Genomic DNA, 18,194 nt, shown 5'->3' with positions numbered 1-18,194 from the left:
CGCGCCGCCTAGTGCGTGGCCGCCTCCTCCTTCAAGCCCTTCGCGGTGCTCTGCTCGACCTTGCCGGCATGCTGGTGGTCGTCGTGCGCGTCCACAGTTTCCGGCGCCACCTCGATGCGGGTAATGCCGGCATCCACCGAGACCGGATCGCTGGCCGGGAAAGTCATTTCGACGCCGCTGTCGAGCAGGGTTTCCCTGGCCTGCTCGGCCGGCGTTTCCTGCTCCTGCTCGGCCAACGTGGTGATGGCGGCCGCCCATTTCACGAATTCCAGGTTGGCCAGCTCGCGCACGGTGTGCACATTGAAGGCCTGGGCCAGCGCCTTGGCGTCCTTGGCGCTGATGCCGCGCAGCGCGCTGGTCGGGGCATCGGCCAGCGCGCGGAAGCTCTGGCCCACATACTCTTTGTCTACCACGGTATCGATATTCATGATGGCTTCCTTTCAGGTGAACATACCGTGCTGACTGTGCCAGTTGCGCCACACCGGGTCTGTGCGGAAGCCAACTTCCCCATTGTTGCGCCCGATTGAATGTGCCGTTTTGACATTCATATAGGTGCTTGCTATGATCATTCGATGCTTTTATGGCAGAGATACCCGTGCCCAAAATCGATACCCCCAAGATCCTGGTCGTTAACGACGACGCCAACAGCCTGTTCGCGCTGACCAGCTTGCTTGCCCAATGGGCCGGGCAAGAGGGCTACGAGGTGCTGGCCGCACGCTCCGGACAGGACGCCCTGCGCCAGGTGCTGATGCACGACTTCGCCGTGATCCTGCTGGACGTGAACATGCCCGGCATGGATGGCTTTGAAACCGCCGCCGCCATCCACGAGCGGGCGCGCTCGGCCGACATCCCCATCATCTTCATCACCGCCTTCCTGGCGGACGAGCTGGACCGGCTCAAGGCTTACCAGCACGGCGCGGTGGATTTCCTGTTCACGCCGGTGATCCCGCAGATCCTGTACGCCAAGATTTCCGTGTTCGTCACGCTGGCGATGAAGAACGAGGAATTGAAAAAGCAGGCGCGCCAGCTGAGCCAGCGCACCACCGAGCTGACCGCCACCAACCAGCGCCTGACGCGCGAGATCGCGGAACGGCAGACGGTGGAACGGCAAAACCACGCCAAGGACGAATTCCTCGCCATGCTGGGCCACGAACTGCGCAATCCGCTCAGCGCCATCAGCAGCGCGGCCTCGCTGATCGGCCTGCCGGGCGTGTCGCTCGATGGCGTGCAGCGCGCCAAGAAAATCATCCAGCGCCAGAGCCAGCACCTGGGCCGCATCGTCGACGATCTGCTGGACCTGTCGCGCGCCATGTCGGGCAAGATCCTGCTCAACCGCGCGCCGCTCGACCTCGCCACGCTGGTGGGCCAGGCGCTGGAAACCTACCGCGCCACCGGCCGCAGCACCGATTACGAGCTGGACCAGGATCTGGAACCGGGCTGGGTGGAGGGCGACAGCACGCGGCTGGAACAAATCACCAGCAACCTGATCGACAACGCCCTGAAATACACCCAGCCCGGCGGCCGCATCGAGGTCCGCACCTGGACCGAGAACGACGACGTGGTGCTGACCGTGCGCGACACCGGGGTCGGCATCGCCGCCGAGCTGCTGCCGCATGTGTTTGACGTGTTCGTGCAAGGCAGCAGCACGCTGGACCGCTCGCAGGGCGGGCTCGGCATCGGCCTGTCGCTGGTGCGCCGCCTGGCCGAGCTGCATGGCGGCAGCATCGCCGCCGAAAGCGCCGGCGCCAACCGCGGCAGCACCTTCACCCTGCGCCTGCCGCGCGTCGAACACCAGAGCGCCGCCGCGCCGGCTGCGCCCGCCGGCGGCGCGCAAGACAAGCCGCGCGTGCTGCTGATCGAAGACAACGACGACGGCCGCGAAATGATGGGCATGATGTTGAGCGGCTACGGCTACCAGGTGGAGTCGGCCGCCGACGGCCTGCTCGGCCTGACGGCGGCCCGCGACTGCCAGCCCGACCTGGCGCTGGTCGATATCGGCCTGCCCGGCATCGACGGCTATGAGGTGGCGCGCCGCCTGCGCGCCGATCCCGCCACGCGCGCGATCCGCCTGATCGCCCTCACCGGCTACGGCCAGGCCGAGGATTTGCGGCGGGTAATGGATGCCGGTTTCGACCGCCACCTGGTCAAGCCGGTCGACATCGACCAGCTGATGGAAGTGATCGACACCTGCGCGCGGGCGCCGGTTGCGCTCAAGCCATAGCCGTGCGCCCCGACTTGCAAAGCTCGGGTATCATCGGCACTCACCATAGCCTGCCCGACTTTACCGAGAAAACCATGTCCGTACCGGCTCCACAAGACCAACAACATCCCCAGCAAGAAGCCCTGCGCAGCGCGGACCTGAGCGAGCTTTTGGGACACGTCCACACTTGCTGGGACAATGAACGGCGCTCCCTGTCGCGCCAGCTGCACGACAGCCTCGGCTCGTCGCTGACGGCGCTCACCATGCACCTCGGCCTGCTGATGCAAAAGCTGCCGCCCGACCCGGCCTTGCAGGACCGCGCCGGCCACATGAAAAAGCTGCTGGGCCAGATCGTCGAGACCAACCGCCAGATGCAACTCAAGCTGTGGAACGACAAGCTGGAGTTCCTGGGCGTGCGGGTGGCGCTGGACGAGCTGGTGGCGCAGTTCGGCGAGCAGCACGCCGTCACCGCCCGTTGCAGCCTGCCGGAAGAGGAACTGGACTGCCCGCGCAGCCACGGCATCGTGCTGCTGCACACGCTGGAGGAAGCCTTGCGCAACATCAGCGCCCACGCCCAGGCCACCGAGGTGGACGTCATCGTCGACGACAACGAGGATGAAATCATGCTGACGGTGAAGGACAACGGCGTCGGCCTGAGCGGCCCGGTGCCGGCGCCGCGCGACCAATCGGCCGGCAAGTTCGGCTTGCGCATGGCGCGCGAGCGCGCGGCCTACCTGGGCGGCACGCTGACCCTGTCGGCTGGCGCCGAGCGCGGCGTCACGCTCACCATGGTGCTGCCCAAGCCGCCAGCGGCTTAGTGCAGCTTGACCAGCGGCGTGGTACGCTTGATCAGGAAGCGCGCCACCGCCAGCACACCGGTGCGCACCGTGCCCAGCACCGCCTTGTGGTGCAGCAGGTGCAGGCTCACATACATCATGCGCGCCACAAAGCCGTCGACAAACCAGCTTAGCCCCTTCAGCGATCCCATCAGGCTGCCCACCGAGGTGGTCTGGCCGAACGAGACCAGCGAGCCATAGTCCCGGTAAATATAGGGCTTGGACTGCGGCGCCTGGTTCTTTTGCAGGCGCAGGAAAGTCTCCAGCAGATAATCGGCTTGCTGGTGCGCGGCCTGCGCGCGCGGCGGCACCAGTTTGCCATCGGGGCCGGCGCAAGCGGCGCAGTCGCCCAGCGCGTAGATCGAATCGAAGCCTTTCACCGCCAGCGTGCCATCCACATCCAGCTGGCCGGACCTGGTGGTCGGCAGGCCCAGCGTTTTCAGGAAATCGGGCGCCTTGATGCCGGCCGCCCACACCACGATTTGCGCCGGATAGACGGTGGTGCCGGCGGTCACGCTGACGGCGTCAATCGCCGTCACGCGGGTGTCGGTCACCACCGTCACGGCGCGCTGACGCAGCAGTTCCAGCGCCGCATCCGAGACTTTTTCCGGCAGCGGCGCCAGGATGCGCGGCGCCCCCTCCAGCAGCGTGATGCGCACATCGCGCTCGGCCTGCAACTGGCGGAAACCATAGGCCGCATACACGCCGCTGGCCTCGCGCAGCTCGGCCGCCAGCTCGACGCCGGTGGCGCCGCCGCCGATGATGACCACGTCCACGCCGTTTTCCTTGTTCAGCTCGGCGAGCGTGAGCAGCTTGAGCAAGGTCAGGCGGAAGCGTTCCGCATCCTCGGTGGCATTCAGGGAAATGGTGTGCTCGGCCGCGCCGGGCACGCCGAAATAATTGGAGGTGCTGCCGACCGCGATCACGAGTTTGTCAAAGCGGATCTGACGCTCGGGGAAGATTTCCTCGCCTTCGCTGACGATGGCGCCCACCGTCAACAGGCGCTGCTGCGGATCGAGCGCCTGCATGGGACCGTAGACAAACGTGAAGCCGTTATCGTGCGCCAGCATCTGGTAGGACAGGCCCTCCTGATGCACATCCAGGGTGCCGGCCGCCACCTCGTGCAACGAGGGCTTCCAGATGTGGAACAGCCTGCTATCGACCAGCATGACCGCTTCCGGGCCGAGCTTGCGGCCCAGTTTGCAGGCGAGCTCCAACCCGCCTGCCCCGCCGCCAACAATCACGAATTTGCTCTGCAAAGTTATGCTCCTTGTTGACGGCGCTCTACGCCATGGCATCAGTCGCGTTTATCGTGTCCGTGACCATGGCCTTTGCCGTTGCCGTGACCACGGCCCGGGCCGTCGTCGCGGCGGTCATCGCGATGGTCGTCGCGGTAGTCGCGGCGGTCGTCACGACGGTCATCGCGGTAATCGTGGCGGTCCGGACCGCCGTGGCGTTCGCGGTAGCGCGGCACGTAGGTGTTGTTGTACCAGTTGTCCTGCACGAAGTACACGCGCTGGCCGCAGGCATTGTACTTGCCGCAATGCTTGGCCCAGTTCTTGGCGTGGCCCGGCGGCACGCGCAGGTAGATCGGCGCGGTCTCGACGTAACGCACCGGGCGCTCGATGATCACCGGCTGGCGGTACACCAGCTGCGGCGCGGGGTAGTCGCCGATGTCGATGCGGCCATAGAAGCCGGGTTGACCGACGCTGATGGACATCGCCACATCGGAGGCAAAGGCGGAGGCAGACAAGGCCAGCAGGCTGGCGGCGAGTAACTTGGCTTTCATGATAAGTCTCTGTTTTTAGTATGAGCGAAGGTGCTCATTTCTCATGATAGCCGCAGCGGCACAAAATTTCAGTGCGCTAGCGAACATAAATTACCTGTGTTAAACTAATCGTTCGATATCTAACCATTAGCACCAAAATCATATGTCTTCTATAGAAGAACGCTTCTCGGCCGCGCTGCACAATTCGGCGCGGGCCTGGCGCTTGGCCATCGACCGCCGCCTCAAGCACCTGAACCTGAGCCAGGCCAGCTGGATGGCCATCGCCCTCACCGCCAAGGAAACCGAACCGCCATCGCAAACCCGGCTGGCGGCGCGCGCCGGGGTGGAAGATCCGACCATGGTGTCCACCGTGGACCGGCTGGTCAAAGCCGGCTACATGGTGCGCACGCCGTCCGCCACCGACCGCCGCGTCAAGCTGCTGAGCCTGACGCCGGCCGGGCAAGACGTGTATGAATCGGTGTGGAAGGAAGCCGACGCCCTGCGCCGCGAGCTACTGGGCAATGTCGATCCTGAGACGCTGCGCACCGTCACCACCTTCCTTGAAGCCATCCAGGCCAACATCGAGTCCCTGCCATGAGCGCGGCCGCAAGCACCCTCCCCGGCGATAGTCTGAACCGCCGCATGATCACCATCTCGATCATGCTGGCCACCATCATCCAGGCGCTGGACGGCACCATCGCCAACGTCGCCCTGCCGCACATGCAGGGCAGCCTGTCGGCCTCGCAGGACCAGATCACCTGGGTGCTGACCTCCTTCATCGTGGCTGCCGCGATCGCCACGCCGCTGACTGGCTGGCTGTGCGACCGCTTCGGCCAGAAGAACATTTTCCTGGCCTCGGTGGCGGGCTTCACCATCGCCTCGGTGCTGTGCGGCCTGTCCGGTTCGCTGACCGAAATCGTCATCGCGCGCCTGCTGCAAGGGATTTTCGGCGCGGCGCTGGTGCCGCTGTCGCAAGCCACCCTGCTGGACATCAATCCGCGCGAAAAGCACGGCTCGGCCATGGCCGTGTGGGGCATGGGCGTGATGATCGGCCCGATTCTCGGCCCCACCCTCGGCGGCTGGCTGACCGACAGCTACGACTGGCGCTGGGTGTTCTTCATCAACGTGCCGGTGGGCGCGCTGGCCTTCTACGGCATCTGGCGCTACATCCGCAAGACCGCGGCGCCGCGCAAGATGCGGTTCGACGCCTTCGGCTTCGCCACCCTCAGCCTGGCCATCGGCGCGCTGCAAATGCTGCTCGACCGCGGCGAGCAGAATGACTGGTTCAGCTCCACCGAAACCTGGGTGGAAGCCATCATCCTGGCGCTGAGCTTTGCTTATTTTGTCGCCCACACCGCCACGCGCCCGGCCGGCAAATCCTTCTTCGATTACCGCCTGCTGCGCAATGCCAACTACGTCAGCGGGCTGTTGTTCATCTTCATCGTCGGCCTGGTGTTGTACGCCACGCGCGCGCTCACGCCGTCGATGTTGCAAAGCCTGATGGGCTATCCGGCCAAGATCGCCGGGCTGGTGACGGCGCCGAGCGGCATCGGCACCATGGTGGCGATGATGTTTGTCGGCCGCCTGGTCGGCAAGATCGACCTGCGCCTGCTGCTGGGCAGCGGCTTCCTGATCACCGCCTTCTCGCTGTGGCAGATGACCCAGTACACGCTGGTGCTGTCGCAAAGCGACATCGTGTGGCCGGGCGTGATCCAGGGCCTGGGCCTCGGACTGGTGTTCGTGCCGCTGAGCGCCGCCACCTTCGCCACCCTGTCGCCGGAGATGCGCGCCGAAGGCACGGCCATCTACAGCCTGATACGCAATATCGGCAGCTCGATCGGCATCGCGCTGGTGCAGACCCTGTTGGCGCGCAATACCCAGACCGTGCACGCCTCGCTGACGGAGCACATCTCCACCACCAATCCGGCGCTGCTGGACAACCTGGCCACGCCGCAGGCGGCGGCCACGCTGAACAATGAGATCACCCGCCAGGCGTCGATGATCGCCTACGTGGACGACTTCTGGCTGATGATGATCGCAACGCTGTGCGTGATTCCGCTGCTGTTGCTGATTAAACCGCCGGCGAAAACCGCACCGGCCGCAGTCGATCACGCTGCGATGGAATGAGGAGAACCTGAAGTGAAAACACCTACCGTACTGGCTGTGGCAGCCGCCGTGGCCATCACCCTCGCCGGCTGCGCGCAGATCCCGGCCGACAAGCAGCCGCTCGCCCGGCGCGATATCGCCAGCGCAGAACTGTCGTCCAACATCAAGCTGGCCAAGGAAGGCTGGCCACAGGCGCAATGGTGGACCGCCTATCATGACGCACAGCTGAACGCCATCATCAAGCAGGCCCTGGCCGGCGGCCCGTCGCTGGAAGTGGCGGCGGCGCACATCGGCACCGCGCGCTCCTCGCTGTCGCGCAGCGTGGCCGATCTGGGCATCGCCGGCGCGGTGAACGGCAACGCCAACCGCCAGCGCTACTCGGGTACTGGCCTGTTCCCGGCGCCGATCGGCGGCGCTTACTTCACCGAAGAGACGCTGCGCCTCGACCTGCGCTACAACTTCGACTGGTGGGGCAAAAACCGCGCGCAAGTGTCGGCCGCCGTCGGCGAACTGAATGCCGGCCGCGCGGAATATGCGGAAGCCGAGCAGGTGCTGGCCGCCGCCATCGCGCAGAGCTACTTCCGCCTGCAAGGCGCGTGGGCGCGCCTTGCCAACACCGATCAACTGGCGGCCGCGCAAACGGCCTTGGTGCAGGACAAGGCCAGGCGCATCGCCCAGGGCCTGGCCAACGCCGACGAACAGCGCGCCGCCGAAGCGGAACTGCGTCTGACCGCCAAACAGCAGGCCGCGCTCAAGGCCGACATCGAACACGAACGCGAAGCCCTGCGCGCCCTGGCCGGCGCCGACAACACCGCGCTGGCCGATCTCAAGCCGGTCGCGCTGACCGCCACGCCGCACGCCCTGCCCGCCCGTCTGGGCATGGAACTGCTGGCACGCCGTCCCGACCTGCAAGCCGCGCGCTGGAAACTGGAAGCCTCGCTCAGCAAGATCGACGCCGCCAAGGCCGCGTTCTACCCGGATGTCAACCTGACCGGCGCCATCGGCCTGAATAGCGTCAAGGCCGAAGACCTGCTGCAACTGGCCAGCCGCACCGTGTACATCGGGCCGAGCGTGTCGCTGCCGCTATTCGACGCCAAGCGCCTCGACGCGCAACTGGACAGCGCCCGCACCACCCGCAACGAACGCATCGCCGAGTACAACCAGACCATCGTCGAAGCCGTGCGCGACGTGGCGCAAGGCGGCGCGCAGCTGCAAGGCATCGAGCAGCAGATCACACAGCAGACCGCGGCCACCACGCTGGCACGCGCGCAACTGGCGTCGGCGCAGAAGCGATTGGATCACGGCCTGGCCAACAATAACAGCGTGCTGAATGCGCGCCTGGCCCTGCTCAAGCAGCAGGACGCCGACCTCTATCTGCAACAGGTACAACTGCTGGCCGAAGTCGCGCTGACCAATGCGCTGGGCGGCGGCTATCACGAAGAAGCGCCGCTGGCGACCGCCATCAAATAAGGACACAACATCATGAGCACTGAAATCACCAAACCAAACGAGAAAAAGCGCAAGTTCATGCTGGCGGCGATCACGCTGGCCTTCATCGCCGCCGGTGCGGCCTATGCGGTCTACTACGAGGTCGTGCTGTCCAAGGTGCAGGAGACCGACAACGCCTACGTCGGCGGCAACCTGGTCAACCTGTCGTCGCAGGTGACCGGCAACGTCACCGAGATCCGCGCCGATGAAACGCAGATGGTGCAAGCCGGCGCCCCGCTGATCCAGCTGGATGCGGCCGATGCCGATATCGCGCTGGCGCAAGCCGATGCGAAACTGGGTGCCGCCGTGCGCCAGCAACGCCAGCGCTACGCCGACGTGGCGCAGTACGACGCCACCGTCGCACTGCGCAAGCTGCAACTGAAAAATGCGGAAGACGACCTGGCGCGCCGCAAGCCGCTGGCGGAAGACCACACCATCTCCGGCGAGGAAGTCGAGCACGCCCGCCAGGCCGTGGCCGATGCGCGTGCGGCGATCGCGGTCGCGCTCAAGCAGGAAGAAGCGGCCAAGGCGGGCGTCAGCGGCGTGAGCGTGGCGCAGCATCCGGCGGTGCAGGCGGCCAAGGCGGACTACGTGCAAGCGTGGCTGGCGTCGCGCCGCAATACCATTCTGGCGCCGGTATCGGGCTACGTGGCCAAACGCAGCGTTCAAATCGGCGCGCGCGCCACGCCGGGCACGTCGCTGATGGCCATCGTGCCGCTCGACCAGCTGTGGGTGGACGCCAACTTCAAGGAGTCGGAACTGAAGAGCATCCGCGTCGGCCAGCCGGCCAAGGTGGAAGCGGACATGTATGGCAGCAAAGTGGCATTCCACGGCCGCGTGGTGGGCCTGTCGGCCGGCACCGGCAGCGCCTTCTCGCTGCTGCCGGCCCAGAACGCCAGCGGCAACTGGATCAAGGTGGTACAACGCTTGCCGGTGCGGATTGCGCTCGATCCGAAAGAACTGAAAGAGCACCCGTTGCGCATCGGCCTGTCGACCACCGTGTCGGTTGACGTCAGCAAGACCGACGGCCCGGTGCTGGGCGCGGCCATGCCGCAAACGCCGGTCTACACCACGCAAGCCTTGACGCAACCGCTGCAACAAGCCGCCAGCGCAGCCGACGCCATCATCGCCCGCAATCTTTAACCGAGTTCCGCATCGAGCTGGCGGATGGCGGCCTGGGCCTGGGTGATCACGCGGTCGGCGATACGCTGGCGCATGCCGGGCACGCGGCCGGCGGCTTCGGCCTCCAGCAGAATGGGTGTCAACAGCTGCACGGCCGAATCGCGGAAGCCTTCCGCCACCTGATCCAGCTGCGCGTTGAAGGACTGCTCGGCCGCCAGCAATTGCTTGCGCAGTTCCTCTTCAAAGGCGGCGCGCTTGTCGCGGATCTCGGTACGTTTGCGTTTGCCGCCGTCGGTGAACCACTTGAACGCGCCGGCCAGCAGCACGGCGCCGCCGACAAACGGCGCCACCGGCGCCACCACCGGCAACACCACCGCCGCGCCGATCAGGTAAGCCGCCGTGCCGGTGCTGGCCGCCACCGCCGCGCCGCTGACCAAGGTGACATTGGCCGCCGTATCAAGCCTGTTGACGATGCGCGTGCCGATGCGCATGCGCGGCATCAGCTTGGCCAGCGCCGCATGATGCTGACGCTGGAACACCGTCGCCTGCCCCAGCTTCATCCCAGACTGGAACAGCCGCAGGTCTTCCTGCAACAGCTGCAAGGCTTGCTCCTTGCGGCGCACGATGCGGTCCAGCCGCCGCTCCATCTCCTGCCCGAACTGGTTGCGGCCCATGCTGGCCCACACGTCTTCGTCCTTCCACTTGTCGGTGTTGAGGCGGTCGGTCATGGCCAGTTCGATGGCGTTGCCGGCGTCGTGCACGGCGTCGTCGATTTCCTCGATCATCAAACGGCGCTCGTGGGCGATGCGCTGGTCCACCAGCACCAGCCGCTGCGTCACCTGATTTTTCAAATCCCTGGCGGCGCCGACCAGCGAACTGGCGGCCGCCTCGCCCGCCGACAGCAGGCGCGCCTGTTCAAGGTAGACCGAGATGTCGTGCGTGATGGCGGCCGTGGTGCTGCTCACCAGATCGCGCAGCGCGCTCTGGTCGATTTCCCCGGACTGGAAATGGCGCGCGTGGGTAATCAGTTCCTGCTGACCGGCGGTACGGCCGAAATCCGCCACCGCGTCGGCCAGCGAACGGCCGCGCACCAGCCGGCGCGCCTGTTCGCCGAGGTTGGCGAGGATACCGCGCTCCTCGGCCGGCGGCAGGCGCTCCAGGTCTTCCGGCGGCAGGCGCACCGACAGCGCTTTGGCCAGACGCTGCGCCAATGCGCGGGCGTCGGCGCCGTGCAGCGCCAGCAGCGGAATCGCCATGCTCAGGGCATGCTCGCGCGCCTGTTGATCGATGCCGGTGCAGCTGCGGCTGAGCGCATTCAACGCCCAGTCGACTTCCACGCCGGATTCGATGGCGTTCAGCACCAGTGCGGTGAAGACAGCTGAAGATTGGCCGTCGCCGGCGATATCGGTGACGGCGGCGAACTGGGCGAGCGTGAGGCTGCCCTCGTTACCGGCGATCGCGCCCACCGCGCGCGCGTAGGCGGAGCTGAAACTCTGGTCAGAAGACAAATGCTCGTCCAGCGAGCGCACGACGATATCCACGCCTGCTCCAGTTGGTTGTGATGCCATTATTACATTGTAACTGAAGCAAGGATCAATGAGGCAGGTAGCGGACGAGGGCAATGACGGCGCCAACTGTAATGCCAGTCTGCGCGACGAACAGCGAGATCATCCATTTCAGCATGTCGAATTTCAGGTCCCCTAGCTGGTGCTCGAGTTCCGTCTTCACCCATTCTTTAGATGCAATATTCTCCAGGACCTCTCCCAGCGCGTCGGCATGTGCCTGCGCCTGCCCGGACGGCACGCCGCCCTCTTCGAGCGTTTTACGGTATTTGGTGGATTCGACGGAGTTCATGGGAACAGTATGCGCCGCCGGCCGTCGAACGCAAGTGGCGCCACTTTGAGGCAGATCAGCCCTGCACCACTTCCGTCGATAAAGTCAGCGTCTCCTTGATTTCCTCCATCACCACATAGCTTTTCGACTGCGCCGCGCCAGGCAGGCTGAGCAGCATTTCGCCCAGCAGCTTGCGGTATTCGGCCATCTCGTGGATGCGCGCCTTGATCAGATAATCGAAATCGCCCGACACCAGATGGCACTCCTGCACCTCAGGAATCCGCAACACCTCGCGCCGGAATTGCTCGAACGCCGGCCCCGACTTCTGATTCAACGTAATCTCGACAAACACCAGCAGCTTGGCCCCCAGCGACGGCGGATCGATGCGTGCGTGGTAGCCGGTAATCACGCCATCGCGCTCCATGCGCTTGACCCGCTCGATGGTCGGCGTGGTCGACAAGCCCACCTGCTCGCCCAGATCCTTCATCGAGATCCGCCCGTCCTCCTGCAGGATCTGCAATATCTTTCGGTCAAGCTTGTCCAGTCCGCGGACCGATTCTTTATGAATTCTCATGAAAATCCACTGTTTTATCGCGCATATACAGTAACAAACACTAGTAGAACGAGAATACCATAGCGGAATCCAATGCAGTTAAATAATCGGGGGCAAGAATGCGTGTAGTCATCCTGGGTAGCGGTGTTATCGGCGTCACCAGCGCCTACTATCTGGCCAAAGCCGGCCACGACGTCACCGTGCTGGACCGCCAACCCGGCCCCGCCCTCGAAACCAGCTTCGCCAACGCCGGCCAGATCTCGCCCGGCTACGCCTCACCTTGGGCCGCTCCCGGCATCCCCCTGAAAGCCATGAAATGGATGGTCCAGCGCCACGCGCCGCTGTCCATCAAACCGGACGGTACCCTGTTCCAGCTGCAATGGATGTGGCAGATGCTGCAAAACTGCAATGCCGAACGCTACGCCGTCAACAAGGAACGCATGGTGCGCCTGGCCGAGTACAGCCGCGACTGCTTCAAAGCCCTGCGCGCCGCCACCGGCATCGAATACGAAGGCCGCCAGCAAGGCACGACCCAGCTGTTCCGCACCCAGGAACAGCTGGACGCCGCCGCCAAGGACATCAGCGTGCTGGAAGAAACCGGCGTGCCGTACGAACTGCTGAGCCGCGAACAACTGGTCGCCGCCGAGCCCGGCCTGGCCCGCAACAAGCTGGTCGGCGGCCTGCGCCTGCCCAACGATGAAACCGGCGACTGCCAGCTGTTCACCACCCGGCTGACCGCGATGGCGGAACAGCTGGGCGTGAAATTCCGCTATGGCGTCGACATCAACGGCTTGGTCACCGAAGGCGACGCCATCAAAGGCGTGCAGTGCGGCGACGAATTGGTCACCGCCGAATCCTACGTGGTGGCGATGGGCGCCTACTCGACCGCGCTGCTGAAAGACCTGGTGAACATCCCGGTCTACCCGCTGAAAGGCTATTCCATCACCGTGCCGATCGTGAACGCCGACGCCGCGCCGGTGTCGACCATCCTGGACGAAACCTACAAAATCGCCGTCACCCGCTTCGACGACCGCATCCGCGTGGGCGGCATGGCCGAGATCGCCGGCTTCGACAAGAGCCTCAACCCGCGCCGCCGCGAAACGCTGGAAATGGTGGTCAACGACCTGTTCCCCGGCGCCGGCGACACCGCGTCGGCCAGCTTCTGGACCGGCCTGCGCCCGATGACGCCGGACGGCACGCCGATCGTCGGCCGCACCGGCCTGCGCAACCTGTACCTCAACACCGGCCACGGCACGCTGGGCTGGACCATGTCCTGCGGCTCGGCCCAACTGCTGTCGGACCTCATCTCGGCGCGCCGCCCGGCCATCCGCGCCGACGACCTGTCGGTCAGCCGTTACAGCGCCGAGCGCGGCGCGCGTCAGCCTCAACTGGTCAACGCTTAAAGCCCGTCCCCTCGTTCGCGGCGCCGCGCACCGCTCTTTTGCCGTTCCATGTCATCCGCTTGTCACAAGCGACGGCCGTTTGTGGCAACTATCTGCGCATGAACCCACATTAACGCCGATCGAGCGTTGAGATTGGGGCCAAGCCTGCGTATAATTTTGACCATGAACAAACTCGAAGCATACGGCCACATCGCGGCCCTGGCCATACGTGGCGAACTCGTCTTCCCAACCAGCGTCAACGCGGCGCTGCGCGTGCAACTGGCACTGGACGATCCCGACTGCCCGATCGACACCGCCATCAGCCTGGTGCTGGCCGAGCCCTTGCTGGCCGCGAAAACCGTGGCCATCTCCAACTCCACCATGTTCAACCGCGCCGGCGCGCCGGTGGTGACCAATGTGCGCGGCGCCATCATGCGCATCGGCTACCAGAACCTGTACGCGCTGGCGGCCGCCATGGTGGTGCGCCAGTTCGGCAGCAAGATCTCCGATCCGGCGCTGCGCCGCAAGGCCGAAAAGCTATGGGATCACACCATCGCCGTGGCCGCGCTGGGCCGCCTGATCGCGCGCCACGTCACCGGCGTGAACGAAGACACCGCCCTGTTTGCCGGCATCGTGCACGAGGTGGGTGGCTTCTACCTGCTGTCGCGCGCCGACGAGTTCCCCGGCCTGCTGGATGAAGATCCGGAAAACTGGCACTCGGCCAGCGAGGAAATCATCACCCGCGAAGTGATGCGCAAGCTGTGCATCCCGGAGCCGGTGGCCGATGCCATCGAGGGCCTGCGCGACAGCTTCATGTCGATTCCGCCCGATTCGCTGCTCGACACCCTGCTGCTGGCCAACCACCTGACACCGGTGAAATCGCCGTTGCAGGAGCCGCAGCGCGACCTGCCGCCGCACTCCGACTCAGCCATCGACCTGTTCATCGACGAACACAAACTGGCCAGCATGCTGGAAGAAGCCAAACGCGATGCGGCCGAAATGAGCGCCGCGCTGCTGGTCTGATTCCCGATGCAGACCACGTCCCTGTCCTACGGTTCCGATCAATCCGGCATGGTGTGCGGCTATCTGTTCGGCCGCGGCGCCGACGGCAAGGGCCAGCCGCTGGACACCGACGCGGCCTGCGCCTGGCTGAAACAGCGCGAACAGCATCCGCGGGAATTCATCTGGCTGCACTACAACCTGGCCAACACCGCCAGCGAGAAATGGCTGCATGAGCATACCGCGCTGCCGGATGAGTTCTACGAAAGCCTGCACGAAGGCCAGCGCTCGACCCGCATCGAGCTGGCCGACAATACCCTGATCGCGGTGGTCAACGACGTGCTGCACGATTTCTCGTTCGAGCCGTCGGACATTTCGACCCTGTGGCTCAGCGTCGACCAGCAGATCGTCATCAGCGCGCGCCGCAAGCCGCTGCGCGCGGTGGACAGCCTGCGCAACGCCGTGCGCAACGGCGAGCCGATCCGCTCATCGGTGGAACTGCTGATCCACCTGCTGCGCGACCAGGCTGACGCCCTGATCAAAATCGTGCGCGACGCCATCGCCACCGTGGACGGCATCGAAGACAATCTGCTGGCCGGCAAGCTGACCACCAAGCGCGCCAGCCTGGGCGCCCTGCGGCGGGTGCTGGTGCGCTTGCAGCGCCTGCTGGCGCCGGAGCCGTCGGCGCTGTTCCGCCTGCTGCAAAAGCCGCCGGCGTGGATGGCGGAGATCGATGCGCAGGAGCTGCGCCAATCGACCGAGGAATTCTCCATGGTGCTGGCCGACATGGCTTCGCTGCAAGAGCGCATCAAGCTGATCCAGGAGGAGATCGCCGCCCTCGCCAGCGAGGCCAACAATCACAGCCTGTTCGTGCTGACCGTGGTGACGGTGCTGGCGCTGCCGATCAACATCATCGCCGGTTTGCTGGGCATGAATGTGGGCGGGATTCCGCTGGCGGAATCCAGGCACGGCTTCCTGATCGTGGTGGTGATCGTGGCCAGCTTTACCGTGATCGCCGGCTGGCTGGCCTTCCGCCGCCAGCGCGACGTGAGCTAGCACCAAACGAACGCACCCGCCAGGCGCCGGCCAGGGTGGCGGCGATACCCATCGCCAGCGCAATCAGGTTATCGCGGCGGTAGGCGGCACGCACGGCCTCCAGTGCCGCCACCTCCTTGCCGCCGACGGCGACGCTGTAAGCGGTATAAAAATCGCCCGGCGCAAAGCCGATGCCGGTTTTCTGCTGGCGGAAAAACCGCACGCTGACCGGGTACATGGCGGCGTCACGGATGGTGGCGCGCTGGCGGCCATCGGCATCGCCCTTGGCGTACAACACCAGCTGCTGCCTATCGGACAGGATGAAATACAGCGCCCCGCGCGTCTCCTGCTGCCACACCACGCGCCCGCGCGCCGTCTCCAGCTGCTCCAGCCTGGGAAAGCGATACTCCAGCACGCCAAACAGCGCGATCAGGCCGATGCCCAGCCAAAGAAAAAAATACGCCCCGCGCTCGCCGGCGAACCAGTCTTTCATCTTGCGTTTGCTTGTATGAAAAGTCCGTATGATACAGCCTCGCTTTTCATGGCTGCACGAGTTTTATCACAACAAGAATAAAGGCTGAGTTCATGGCTGCCACGCCAACCAGCGTGGTAATCATCCACTTCGTTATGCGCGTTTCCAGCTTATACAAGTCCGCTTTGGTTACGCAGTTTTCCTGAAGCGAGAGCAGCGTGGCATCAATGCGGGCAATTTCGCTGCGCATCCCGCCTTCAAGTTTGGCCAAATCTTCTTTTGTAGCGGCGGTCTTGGACAGCACCGCCACTTCCGTGGTCAATGCGGCCACTTGACTGGTCAGGCCAGCAAGATTGCGCTCAACCGCCGTCAACCGGTGAGCCAGCGAGGTCAGTTGCTCTTCTGTTTGTGAGGTTTGCGTTTCCATGTCATTCATCTTGCGCCGTTCGTCCCCGGTCAGGCAAGCTGAGCAAGTTTGACCATGATCAAACAATTGTTTGTAAACTTTTTTGTTTACTTATTGTCGAGACGAGCTTACAGTGGAGGGCATGAAAACACATCTGCTTATCGCTTCAGCCTGCCTGCTGGCTTTGCTGTCGACCATCGGCGCGGCGCTGCCGTATCCCATCCTGCCGCCGCTGTTCGCGGCCGGCGCCACCAACGGCCTGAACACCTTCCTCGGCTTGCCGCCCAAGCTGCTGTTCGGCCTGGCGCTCACGATTAATCCGCTTGGCCTGCTGATCGGCTCCGCCCTGCTCGGCCCGATGTCGGACCGCTACGGCCGCCGCCCGGTGCTGCTGATCACCGCCGTCGGTGCCGCCATCGGCCACGCCGTCACCGCCGGCGCCCTCATCATTGAAAACTATCCGCTGTTCATCGTCGCCCGCTTCGCCACCGGCCTGCTGGAAGGCAGCGGCTCGGTCGCGCGCGCCCTGCTGGCCGACCGGCTTGAAGGCGACCTGCGCCGCAAAGCCCTGTCCTGGCTGAATGGCGCCTTCTACATGGGCTGGCTGGCCGGACCGCTGCTGGCCGGCGCCACCCTGCAATTCGGCATCACCACGCCATTCTGGGTGGCGGTGGCCGCCCTGCTGCTGGTGGCCGCCCTGGTCGCCGCCACGCTGCCGCGCGAAGCCGCTTCCGGCGCCACCACCTCGTGGTGGCAGGTAGCGCGCGACCGCCACTCGCTCAACCTGCTGCGCGAACCGGACCTGCGCAGCCTGTTCATCGTGACGCTGGCCTACACCTGCGGCGTCACCGCCTTCTACGAGTTCTACCCGCTGTGGCTGGTGGAAGTACCCGGCTACGGCGCGCAAGGCATCGCCTGGGTCACCGCCGCCATGTGCGCCGTGATGACCGCCACCACCATCGTCGCCGGTCGTCCGTTCAAGGGCGAACCGCTGCTGCGCGCGCGCCTGTACGCCTTCACCGTGGCCGCCATCATCGCCCTGCTGGCGGCCAGCAACGCCACGCTGGGCCTGGCCTGCATCATCCTGTACGGCATTCCGCACTCCTTCTACAACGCCATCGTGCCCAACTACTGCGCCGAGCGCTTTGGCGGCGCCCACGGCCAGGGTGCGGTGATGGGGCTGATCTCCACCACCTTCTGCCTGGCCAACATCATCATGGCGCTGGCCGGCGCGGTGCTGACGCTGATCGACACCCGCCTGATCCTGCTGCTGGGCGCATCGCTCAGCGCCTGGTCGGCCTGGCGCATGCACAGCTGGCACCACAGCATGCACCGCCGGGTGGAAGGCGCCGTGCCATGAATACCGCCGAACAGACGCTGTTCCTGCTCAAGACGCGCGGCCCGCAAACCGCCCAGCAACTGGCCACCCTGCTCGACCTGACCTCGATGGGCGCACGCAAGCAGCTGGAATCGTGGCAGGAAAAAGGCATGGTCACCTACGAGGAGGTGGCCGACAAGCCCGGCCGCCCGGCGCGCCGCTGGCTGCTGACCCAGGCCGGCCACGACCGTTTCCCCGACCGCCACGCCGAACTGACCCTGCAATTGATCGATCAGGTGCGCACCCTGTTCGGCGAGGCCGGCCTCGACAAGCTGATCGGCTCGCGCGAGGCCGCCAGCGAGCGCGATTACCGCCAGCACCTGGCCGCCAGCCGCACCTTGCCGGAAAAAGTGCAGGCGCTGGTCCAGGCCCGCACCAGCGAGGGTTACATGGCCGAGCTGGAACAGCGGGACGACGGCAGCCTGCTGCTGATCGAAAACCATTGCCCGATCTGCGCCGCCGCCCGGCAATGCCAGAAATTCTGCCGCTCCGAGCTGGACGTCTTCCAGCGCGTGCTGGGGCCGGATTGCTCGGTCGGCCGGATGGAACACATGCTGGACGGCGCGCGCCGTTGCGTGTACATCATTAAGGAACTATAATAAGAATCATTCTCATT

19 protein-coding genes are annotated in these 18,194 nt (G+C 65.1%); 11 read left to right on the top strand and 8 right to left on the bottom strand.

What is annotated here, in order from left to right:
• Positions 1–8: 8 nt before the first annotated feature.
• Positions 9–428, bottom strand: coding sequence for a hypothetical protein (locus tag GM676_RS05835; protein ID WP_155462477.1), 420 nt, complete (start codon positions 426–428; stop codon positions 9–11).
• A 167-nt stretch (positions 429–595) separates the two neighbouring features.
• On the opposite strand from GM676_RS05835, the gene GM676_RS05830 reads away from it, so the two are divergent.
• Positions 596–2,221: a response regulator gene (locus GM676_RS05830; protein ID WP_371866127.1), complete on the top strand. Its 1,626-nt coding sequence runs from the start codon at positions 596–598 to the stop codon at positions 2,219–2,221.
• Positions 2,222–2,295: 74 nt separating this feature from the next.
• A complete protein-coding gene (locus tag GM676_RS05825) occupies positions 2,296–3,018 on the top strand; it encodes a sensor histidine kinase (RefSeq protein WP_155462473.1) in 723 nt (240 codons plus the stop codon).
• Here GM676_RS05825 and GM676_RS05820 read toward each other — a convergent pair.
• A complete protein-coding gene (locus tag GM676_RS05820) occupies positions 3,015–4,295 on the bottom strand; it encodes an NAD(P)/FAD-dependent oxidoreductase (protein WP_229262552.1) in 1,281 nt (426 codons plus the stop codon). The genes GM676_RS05825 and GM676_RS05820 overlap by 4 nt on opposite strands.
• Positions 4,296–4,333: 38 nt before the next feature.
• Complete coding sequence (locus GM676_RS05815) at positions 4,334–4,825, bottom strand: hypothetical protein (protein ID WP_155462469.1); 492 nt, start codon at positions 4,823–4,825, stop codon at positions 4,334–4,336.
• Positions 4,826–4,967: 142 nt separating this feature from the next.
• On the opposite strand from GM676_RS05815, the gene GM676_RS05810 reads away from it, so the two are divergent.
• From GM676_RS05810 to GM676_RS05795, 4 genes are read left to right on the top strand one after another with little or no spacing between them, the layout of a single operon-like run.
• Positions 4,968–5,402 carry a MarR family winged helix-turn-helix transcriptional regulator gene (locus tag GM676_RS05810; RefSeq protein WP_155462467.1) on the top strand — a complete coding sequence of 145 codons (435 nt, stop codon included), beginning with the start codon at positions 4,968–4,970 and terminating at the stop codon, positions 5,400–5,402.
• The gene (locus tag GM676_RS05805) at positions 5,399–6,931 is read left to right on the top strand and encodes an MDR family MFS transporter (RefSeq protein WP_155462465.1); all 1,533 of its coding nucleotides are present in this window, start codon (positions 5,399–5,401) and stop codon (positions 6,929–6,931) included. The genes GM676_RS05810 and GM676_RS05805 overlap by 4 nt, the downstream gene beginning before the upstream one ends.
• A gap of 12 nt (positions 6,932–6,943) precedes the next feature.
• On the top strand, positions 6,944–8,380 hold the full coding sequence (locus GM676_RS05800) for an efflux transporter outer membrane subunit (RefSeq protein ID WP_371866126.1): 1,437 nt from the start codon (positions 6,944–6,946) through the stop codon (positions 8,378–8,380).
• A gap of 12 nt (positions 8,381–8,392) precedes the next feature.
• Positions 8,393–9,541 carry an HlyD family secretion protein gene (locus GM676_RS05795; protein ID WP_155462463.1) on the top strand — a complete coding sequence of 383 codons (1,149 nt, stop codon included), beginning with the start codon at positions 8,393–8,395 and terminating at the stop codon, positions 9,539–9,541.
• Here the strand turns inward: GM676_RS05795 and GM676_RS05790 are convergent.
• From GM676_RS05790 to GM676_RS05780, 3 genes are read right to left on the bottom strand one after another with little or no spacing between them, the layout of a single operon-like run.
• Positions 9,538–11,061 carry a hypothetical protein gene (locus GM676_RS05790; protein WP_371866125.1) on the bottom strand — a complete coding sequence of 508 codons (1,524 nt, stop codon included), beginning with the start codon at positions 11,059–11,061 and terminating at the stop codon, positions 9,538–9,540. The genes GM676_RS05795 and GM676_RS05790 overlap by 4 nt on opposite strands.
• Before the next feature lie 52 nt (positions 11,062–11,113).
• Complete coding sequence (locus GM676_RS05785; protein ID WP_155462459.1) at positions 11,114–11,374, bottom strand: hypothetical protein; 261 nt, start codon at positions 11,372–11,374, stop codon at positions 11,114–11,116.
• 55 nt (positions 11,375–11,429) lie between these two features.
• Entirely contained in the window at positions 11,430–11,927 is a 498-nt protein-coding gene (locus GM676_RS05780) for an Lrp/AsnC ligand binding domain-containing protein (RefSeq protein WP_155462457.1), read from the bottom strand.
• Positions 11,928–12,025: 98 nt separating this feature from the next.
• Here GM676_RS05780 and GM676_RS05775 point away from each other — a divergent pair, with 98 nt between their 5' ends.
• The 3 genes from GM676_RS05775 (at position 12,026) to GM676_RS05765 (ending at position 15,343) form a co-directional block, all read left to right on the top strand.
• Complete coding sequence (locus tag GM676_RS05775) at positions 12,026–13,309, top strand: D-amino acid dehydrogenase (protein ID WP_155462455.1); 1,284 nt, start codon at positions 12,026–12,028, stop codon at positions 13,307–13,309.
• Positions 13,310–13,471: 162 nt separating this feature from the next.
• Positions 13,472–14,311, top strand: a complete 840-nt coding sequence (locus tag GM676_RS05770) for an HDOD domain-containing protein (protein WP_155462453.1) — start codon at positions 13,472–13,474, stop codon at positions 14,309–14,311.
• Positions 14,312–14,317: 6 nt separating this feature from the next.
• Positions 14,318–15,343, top strand: a complete 1,026-nt coding sequence (locus GM676_RS05765; RefSeq protein WP_155462451.1) for a transporter — start codon at positions 14,318–14,320, stop codon at positions 15,341–15,343.
• On the opposite strand, the gene GM676_RS05760 is transcribed toward GM676_RS05765, so the two are convergent.
• The gene (locus tag GM676_RS05760; RefSeq protein WP_155462449.1) at positions 15,291–15,815 is read right to left on the bottom strand and encodes a hypothetical protein; all 525 of its coding nucleotides are present in this window, start codon (positions 15,813–15,815) and stop codon (positions 15,291–15,293) included. The genes GM676_RS05765 and GM676_RS05760 overlap by 53 nt on opposite strands.
• A gap of 46 nt (positions 15,816–15,861) precedes the next feature.
• The gene (locus GM676_RS05755; protein WP_155462447.1) at positions 15,862–16,221 is read right to left on the bottom strand and encodes a hypothetical protein; all 360 of its coding nucleotides are present in this window, start codon (positions 16,219–16,221) and stop codon (positions 15,862–15,864) included.
• A gap of 121 nt (positions 16,222–16,342) precedes the next feature.
• On the opposite strand from GM676_RS05755, the gene GM676_RS05750 reads away from it, so the two are divergent.
• Both GM676_RS05750 and GM676_RS05745 read left to right on the top strand, forming a co-directional pair.
• Positions 16,343–17,560 (top strand): MFS transporter, encoded by a 1,218-nt coding sequence (locus GM676_RS05750; RefSeq protein ID WP_155462445.1) that lies wholly within the window; start codon positions 16,343–16,345, stop codon positions 17,558–17,560.
• Positions 17,557–18,177 carry a helix-turn-helix transcriptional regulator gene (locus tag GM676_RS05745; protein ID WP_155462443.1) on the top strand — a complete coding sequence of 207 codons (621 nt, stop codon included), beginning with the start codon at positions 17,557–17,559 and terminating at the stop codon, positions 18,175–18,177. Before GM676_RS05750 ends, GM676_RS05745 begins: the two co-directional genes overlap by 4 nt.
• The last annotated feature ends 17 nt before the right edge of the window (positions 18,178–18,194 follow it).

Source organism: Duganella radicis (assembly GCF_009720825.1).
Classification (GTDB): Bacteria; Pseudomonadota; Gammaproteobacteria; order Burkholderiales; family Burkholderiaceae_D; genus Rugamonas; species Rugamonas radicis.
Note: the sequence above shows the minus strand (reverse complement) of the source record. Positions and strands in the feature narration are given on the sequence as shown.